The following is a 6,203-nucleotide window of genomic DNA, read 5'->3' as shown; positions in this document are numbered from 1 at the left end:
GTCCCCACCGAACCGGCGCCCACGGCGCCCACGCCGTCCGCGCCGGCGACCACGCCCGCCACCCCGGCGGACCCGGCCAACGCAGGCTGAGCGGCGCGCGGGCCTCGCGCCACTAGGCTCCTCGCATGTCCTCGCGTGGGCGCCCCGGGTCCCGGGCGCGCGCGGCCGCGGCGGTCGCCCTCCTGGTCGCGGCCACGGCCTGCTCCGTGGCGGAGCCGTCCGCACAGCCGTCCCCGGCACCCTCGTCCGCCACGACGTCCGCCTCCACGTCCGCGTCGGCCCCGCACGCGCCCACCTCCGCAGCAGAGCCCCAACCGCAGCCGCCGCCGCCGCTGACCATCGCGGTGGCCGGTGACGTGCACTTCGAGGGGGCGCTCCGTGACCGCCTCGGGGACCCGGCCACGGCGCTCGCCCCCGCCACCCGGCAGCTGGCGGCAGCCGACCTCGCGGTGGTCAACCTGGAGACGTCCGTGGGCTCGGGTGGCCGGCCCGAGCCGGGCAAGAGGTACACCTTCCAGGCGCCGCCCACCGCCTTCACCGCGCTCGCCGCGGCCGGCATCGACGTGGCGACCATGGCCAACAACCATGCCCTCGACTTCGGCCGCGGCCCGCTGCCCGGCACGTTCAGGGCCATCGGCCGCGCCGCGGCCGCCGACCCGTCGCTCGCGGTCGTCGGGATCGGCCGGGACGCCGCCGAGGCCTTCCGCCCTGCGCTCACCGACGTCGACGGCACGCTCGTCGCGACGATCGGGGCGACCGTCGCCGGCAACGACCCCACCGCGGACCCCACGGGGCAGTGGGCGGCCACCGCCGACTCGCCCGGCACCGCCGACGCCATCGACCCGGCCCGTCTCCTGCGCGCCGTCGAGGGGGCCGACCGGTCGGCCGACGTGGTCGTCGTCTACCTGCACTGGGGCGTGCAGGGCGAGCGGTGCCCCGGCGCCGGACAGCGGTCGCTCGCCGGGGACCTCGTCGACGCGGGCGCCGACGTGGTCGTCGGCAGCCACACCCACCGGCTGCAGGGTGACGGCCGACTGCGCGGGGGCTACGTGGCGTACGGCCTCGGCAACCACGCCTGGTACACCCAGGCGTCGGAGGCGACCTCGGTCACCGGAGTGCTCACCCTCACGGTCCGTCCGGCGCCCTCGCGCGCGGGCCGTGCGCGGGTGTCCGAGGCGACCTGGGAGCCGGCCCGGATCGGGTCCGACGGGCTGCCCTCGCCCGTGGCCGGCGGGGAGAGGGCCCGCTTCCACGCCGACCTCGCGGCGCTGCGGACCTGCGCCGGGCTAGCACCCTGACGACGCAGCGGGCCACGAGCCTCACCTCCCCGGCGCGGTCCAGGACGTCAGCCCTCGACGCCGGTCGAGTCGTGCGGCGCTCCGACCGGCTTGCTCTCCGGCGACCCGCGCTCGCGCAGGAACACGGCGAGCACGGCCATCGACCCGACGGCGAGGAACTCCGACTGCCAGTTCTGCAGGGTGCGGCTCCAGAAGTCCGGCGCGAGCAGGTAGCCGGGAAGGCTGACCGGGTCCTGGAGGTCGGCCAGCCGGTCCTCGTTGTAGACCACCCAGCCGGACGCGCCCTGGGCGGCCCAGCTGCCCAGGAAGATCGACCCCATCACCAGCCCGAGGGAGCGCGAGAAGAGCGCGGTCCGCCAGCCGCCGGCTCGCGCCCAGGCGGGTGAGTCGGGCCGGGCATGGGCGCCCACCCGCTGGTCCTCGTCGCTCTCCCGGCCGGCCCGGTCCGGCGGCTTGGACTCCGGTGACCCCACCTGCACCAGCCACACGGTCACCATGAGGTAGAGGAAGAACTGGAGGTACTCGCTCTGCCAGTTCTCGGCCACGTCGCCCGCGAAGTGCGCCGACGAGACGTACTCGCCCAGCGACGCGGTGGCCAGCCCGTCGGCCAGCTGCTGCTCGTTGAACGCGGCCCGACCGGCGAAGGCCTGTCCGATGAGCGACGCCAGGAAGATGAGCCCGAAGAAGAGGCTCAGCGATGAGCTCCGCAGGAACGTGCGCATGCGTCCTCCTCAGACGCTCTTGAGTGCCGCGGCGAGGAACCACGCCAGTCCCCCGACGATGACCGCCAGGTAGGACCAGAAGACGATCCTCATGTCAGCCGCCGTGCACGGTGCAGTCGAAGGGACGGTCGGGGTGGGGCGCCGACGTGCACCCGACGGCGGTGATCAGCCAGCCGTCGCGGAACTCGGCGAGGAAGGCCGTGTCGTCCCCGACCCGGGCCTGAGCACCGCCCCCGTAGACCTCGACGACCGGCGGCCCCGTCGCCGGGTCCACCTCCTGGAGGACGGCGCGGCGGCAGGAGGTGCCGGCGGACGACTCGAGCTCGCTCCGCGCGGCCGGTGCCAGCCGCTCGCACGCCGCCGCCCCGTCCGACCTCGAGACGGCGGCGAAGAAGCCGGTGACCACGTCCTCCACCCGGGGTGCCGACGTCGAGCACCCGGTCACGGCGCCCGCACACATCCCCGCACACGCCAGGCCGATCCCGACCCCCGCGGCGCTCGTGCGGCGCGCCGGGCCTCCGGACGCGTGCTGTCTCGGCATGGCCGGAAGTACCCCGCAGGCACGTCGATCAGTCCCCGCCCGCGGGCGCCCGCACGCACGGGGCACGGGTGACCGGGCGGTGGCGGGGTACCGGACCGGCCTAGGACCCGACAACCCTGGAGGTCACCATGCCCGGCAAGGATGACATGCCCTCGACCCTGGACCGCTCACCCGAGAAGGCGCAGCGCACCTGGGTCAAGACACACGACTCCGCGGTCGAGGAGTACGGCGAGGGCGAGCGCGCCCACCGCACCGCCTTCGCCGCCCTCAAGCACTCCTACGAGAAGGTGGGCGACCACTGGGAGGCCAAGGAGAGCAAGGGTCCCTCGGACAAGCAGGCAGCGAAGTCCGGCGGCCCGGCGCGCAAGGGTGGCAAGACCGCCGAGGGGGTCGACGAGAACGCCACGAAGACCCACCTGATGGACGTCGCCAAGAGGCTCGACATCAGCGGGCGCTCGCGCATGACGAAGTCCGAGCTGGTCGAGGCCATCAAGAAGGCCAACGCCAAGCAGACACGCAAGAGCCGTTCCTGAGGAGTGCACGACGACCCGGCCGGGTCCGCGGGGCCCGGTTCGGGTACCGCCGGTGCAGCACACCCGAGTCCCTGAGGAGAGACGATGACGGAGTTCAAGAAGGGCGACCGCGTGACCTGGCAGAGCCACGGCAGCACCGCTGAAGGTGTCGTGGAGCGCAAGATCACCTCCGACACCGAGGCCGCCGGCAGGACGGTGCGGGCCTCGAAGGAGGAGCCGCAGTACCTGGTCAAGAGCGACAAGAGCGGCGGCGAGGCGGTGCACAAGCCCGACGCGCTGTCCAGGGCCAAGGACTGACGCACCCCGGGCCGGCCGGCTCCTCGCGCCGGGCCGGCGCGACGACCACCATGCCGCCCGGCGTTCCGCACGCGAGGACCGCCGGCTATGCCCCCAGGGCCACGAGGAGCACCAGCACGACCAGCACCAGGGCGAGCAGCCCGTGGCCCACCAGCGCCACGCCGGGGATCTGCTTCTCCGCGACGCGCACGTCGGCCGGGTCGGTGGCGAACCGCTCGACGGTCTCCTCGTGGCCCGCCGTCCGCGCGAACATCAGGAGGCCGCCGCCGACGGACAGGAGCAGCGAGCCCAGCGTGGTCCACGCGATCGCCGCCACGCCGGTCTCGAGCCAGGCGACCCAGAGGCCGGCCGCCGCCACACCGAGCACGGCGTGGATGAAGACCATCAGGCCGGGCAGGCGGGTGGCGCGCGCGGTGCTGTGGCGCTGGCCGGCGCCCAGCACGAAGCTGAAGAGGTAGGCACCGCCCACGAGCTGGACGACCAGCAGACCCATCACGAGGTTCGACATGGCCGTCCGGTACCCGGATCGCCCCGGTACGACGCCGTCGCGGTCAGCGGCCGGCGCCGGACGTCTCGTCCTCGTCGGTGGGGGCCGGCGCGCGGCGGTGGTCACACCGTGAGGCGGCGTGGTCTGGTCGTGGCGAGCGAGTGGAGAACGGCGTCGCGACGGGCGGCACGCACCTCGTCGGCCTTCGCCCGGCAGTCGGCACACCGGTCGAGCGGGCGGCAGCAGCGGGCATCGCGCAGCTCGGCCTCGAGCTGGTCGGCGTGCGCGCTGCGGACGAGCGTGGTGTGCATGATCTGTCTCCCAGGCGGTGGCGTACCCCCTGAGTGTGTCGACGCCGCCGGCCGGCGGCATCGGCAGTCCTACCGATATCGCGCCTGCGCGCCCCAGGTGGGCGGAGCGGGTCGCGTAGGTTGTTGCCCATGACTGAGGACCGCCTCCTGGAGGCAACCAGCCGGCTGGCGTCGGCGCTCACCCCGGGCGACCTGGACCAGACGCTGGTGCGCATCACCACGGCGGCCGTCGAGGTCCTCCCCGACGTCCACCACTCCAGCATCACGGTCAAGCACTCGGACGGTCGGCTCCAGACCGTGGCGCCCACCGCCGGGTTCCTCCTCGACCTCGACGGCGCGCAGTACGACCTGCAGGAAGGTCCCTGCTACGAGGCTGCCGTCGACACCGTCCACGTCACCTCCTCACACCTGGCTCGCGACGAGCGGTTCCCCAAGTACGCCCCGGTGGCCGTCGCGGCGGGCATCCAGGCCCAGGCCGGGATCCGGCTCTTCGACGCGCCGGGGTCGAACGGCGCCCTGAACCTCTACTCCCACCAGGAGGGCGTCTTCGCGGACCTCGGCATCCTCGGCCAGCTGTTCGCGCACCAGGCGGCCGTCGCCCTCGACTACGCCCGACACGTCGACCAGCTGCGCGAGTCGGTCAGGACGCGCGGCCTCATCGGGCAGGCCGTCGGCATCGTCATGGAGCGCTACCAGCTCGACGAGGCCCGCGCGTTCGGGTTCCTCACCCGCCTCTCCCAGGACCAGAACATCAAGCTGCGGGTCATCGCGCAACGCCTGATCGAGCACCACCGGACGGGGTCCGAGGGCCCGGACACGACCGGCACACCGACGTGACGGCCGGGCGGCCCACGGTGCGCGCCGCACGGCCCGGGGACGGCCCGACCTGCTGGAGGGGCGGCACCGCCTGACGGCAGGAGACACCTGCACAGCGGGTCGACCGAGGCGCTGTGCCGTCCCGCCCTGCGGATCGCCGGCGGGTGCTGCGGGCGATGCCGGGCACGTGGCTGCGGCGCCACGGCTGCCCGCGTCAGGCCGGCGGCAGCTCGAACTCGGCCACGAAGATCCGGTCGTCGTCCACGCGTCGGGCGCGGACCCGCAGGCTCACCAGCACCTCGCTGCCGTCGGCCCGGACGACCGGGACGGTGAGCCACTGGTCGAGCAGCACGTCGCGGCCGTTGGTGGCGTTCAAGGTGGTCCCGGCGATGTGGGCCTGGTGGAACCGCGCCGGGACCACGACGAGGATGCGCCGCCCCAGCAGGTCGGCCTCGGAGTGGTAGCCCAGGAACTCCACCAGGCTCGCCGTCACCGCGATGATGACGCTGGCCTCGTTCGTCGCGAGCATCGGCAGGTCGGCGCCGGCGAGCTCGCGCACGTCCGCGGGTCGGCCCGACGGACCGGCGAGGGGCACGCGTACGTCGGTCCGGGCCCGCCACGGCGTCGGCTCGGCCCGACCGGCCTGGCCGGCGACCTCCGCGCACAGCCACGAGCGCAGCTCGGCGATCTCGGGCTGCGTCGGCGGGCCCAGCAGACGGCCGTCCTGGGCAGCGTTGATGGCTTGCGTCAACAGCTCGTCGAGGACCTCGAAGTGAGGGACCGACGCGTGGGAGACCCGCAGAGTAACCTTGTCGGCCGTGACGGTCGGCTCGATCGAGCTGGCCATCAGGGCGCCGGGATCCGCCGGGAGGTCGGGTGCCGGCAGCTGTTCGTCGAGGATGCTCAGGGCGTCGCTGGCAGCGGCGTGCCGGAGGATGGCGTGGGCGTCCTCGTCGAGGGTGTGGAGGAGGTACTCCCGCAGCAACGCCGACGCGTGCTCCTGCCACGCCCAGTGCATCAGCACGGGCAGGTCGATCAAGGTCACCTCGACCGTGTCCGGCCGCGGTTCCGGGGCGGGGACGAGCCGCAGCGGGGCCGTGGGGCTGCCGATCTCGAACCACACGACCTTGCCCGTGTCGGTGCGGACGCAGCCCCATCGGTCGGCCTGGTCGTCCACGATCATCAGGCCCCGCCCGGT

At 74.1% G+C, this 6,203-nt stretch carries 9 protein-coding genes; 4 read left to right on the top strand and 5 right to left on the bottom strand.

What is annotated here, in order from left to right:
- The first annotated feature begins 125 nt into the window (after positions 1 to 125).
- Complete coding sequence (locus tag QZX64_RS10195; protein ID WP_295659156.1) at positions 126 to 1,298, top strand: CapA family protein; 1,173 nt, start codon at positions 126 to 128, stop codon at positions 1,296 to 1,298.
- Between the two features lie 47 nt (positions 1,299 to 1,345).
- Here QZX64_RS10195 and QZX64_RS10190 read toward each other — a convergent pair whose 3' ends face one another.
- A complete protein-coding gene (locus QZX64_RS10190) occupies positions 1,346 to 2,020 on the bottom strand; it encodes a DUF6766 family protein (protein ID WP_295659154.1) in 675 nt (224 codons plus the stop codon).
- 94 nt (positions 2,021 to 2,114) lie between these two features.
- A complete protein-coding gene (locus tag QZX64_RS10185) occupies positions 2,115 to 2,435 on the bottom strand; it encodes a hypothetical protein (protein ID WP_295659152.1) in 321 nt (106 codons plus the stop codon).
- A 272-nt stretch (positions 2,436 to 2,707) separates the two neighbouring features.
- Between QZX64_RS10185 and QZX64_RS10180 the strand changes: the two genes are divergently transcribed.
- Together QZX64_RS10180 and QZX64_RS10175 are read left to right on the top strand one after the other, a co-directional pair.
- Entirely contained in the window at positions 2,708 to 3,094 is a 387-nt protein-coding gene (locus QZX64_RS10180) for a ChaB family protein (RefSeq protein ID WP_295659150.1), read from the top strand.
- Positions 3,095 to 3,178: 84 nt separating this feature from the next.
- Positions 3,179 to 3,391 carry a DUF2945 domain-containing protein gene (locus QZX64_RS10175; RefSeq protein ID WP_295659147.1) on the top strand — a complete coding sequence of 71 codons (213 nt, stop codon included), beginning with the start codon at positions 3,179 to 3,181 and terminating at the stop codon, positions 3,389 to 3,391.
- A gap of 85 nt (positions 3,392 to 3,476) precedes the next feature.
- Here QZX64_RS10175 and QZX64_RS10170 read toward each other — a convergent pair whose 3' ends face one another.
- Entirely contained in the window at positions 3,477 to 3,899 is a 423-nt protein-coding gene (locus tag QZX64_RS10170; RefSeq protein ID WP_295659144.1) for a hypothetical protein, read from the bottom strand.
- A 101-nt stretch (positions 3,900 to 4,000) separates the two neighbouring features.
- The gene (locus QZX64_RS10165; protein ID WP_295659141.1) at positions 4,001 to 4,189 is read right to left on the bottom strand and encodes a hypothetical protein; all 189 of its coding nucleotides are present in this window, start codon (positions 4,187 to 4,189) and stop codon (positions 4,001 to 4,003) included.
- A 129-nt stretch (positions 4,190 to 4,318) separates the two neighbouring features.
- Between QZX64_RS10165 and QZX64_RS10160 the strand changes: the two genes are divergently transcribed.
- Positions 4,319 to 5,026, top strand: coding sequence for a GAF and ANTAR domain-containing protein (locus QZX64_RS10160; protein WP_295659139.1), 708 nt, complete (start codon positions 4,319 to 4,321; stop codon positions 5,024 to 5,026).
- Between the two features lie 193 nt (positions 5,027 to 5,219).
- On the opposite strand, the gene QZX64_RS10155 is transcribed toward QZX64_RS10160, so the two are convergent.
- A partial coding sequence (locus QZX64_RS10155) for a hypothetical protein (protein WP_295659137.1) occupies positions 5,220 to 6,203 on the bottom strand: 984 nt, incomplete at its 5' end.

The organism is uncultured Nocardioides sp. (assembly GCF_902805925.1).
Lineage (GTDB): Bacteria > Actinomycetota > Actinomycetes > Propionibacteriales > Nocardioidaceae > Nocardioides.
Note: the sequence above shows the minus strand (reverse complement) of the source record. Positions and strands in the feature narration are given on the sequence as shown.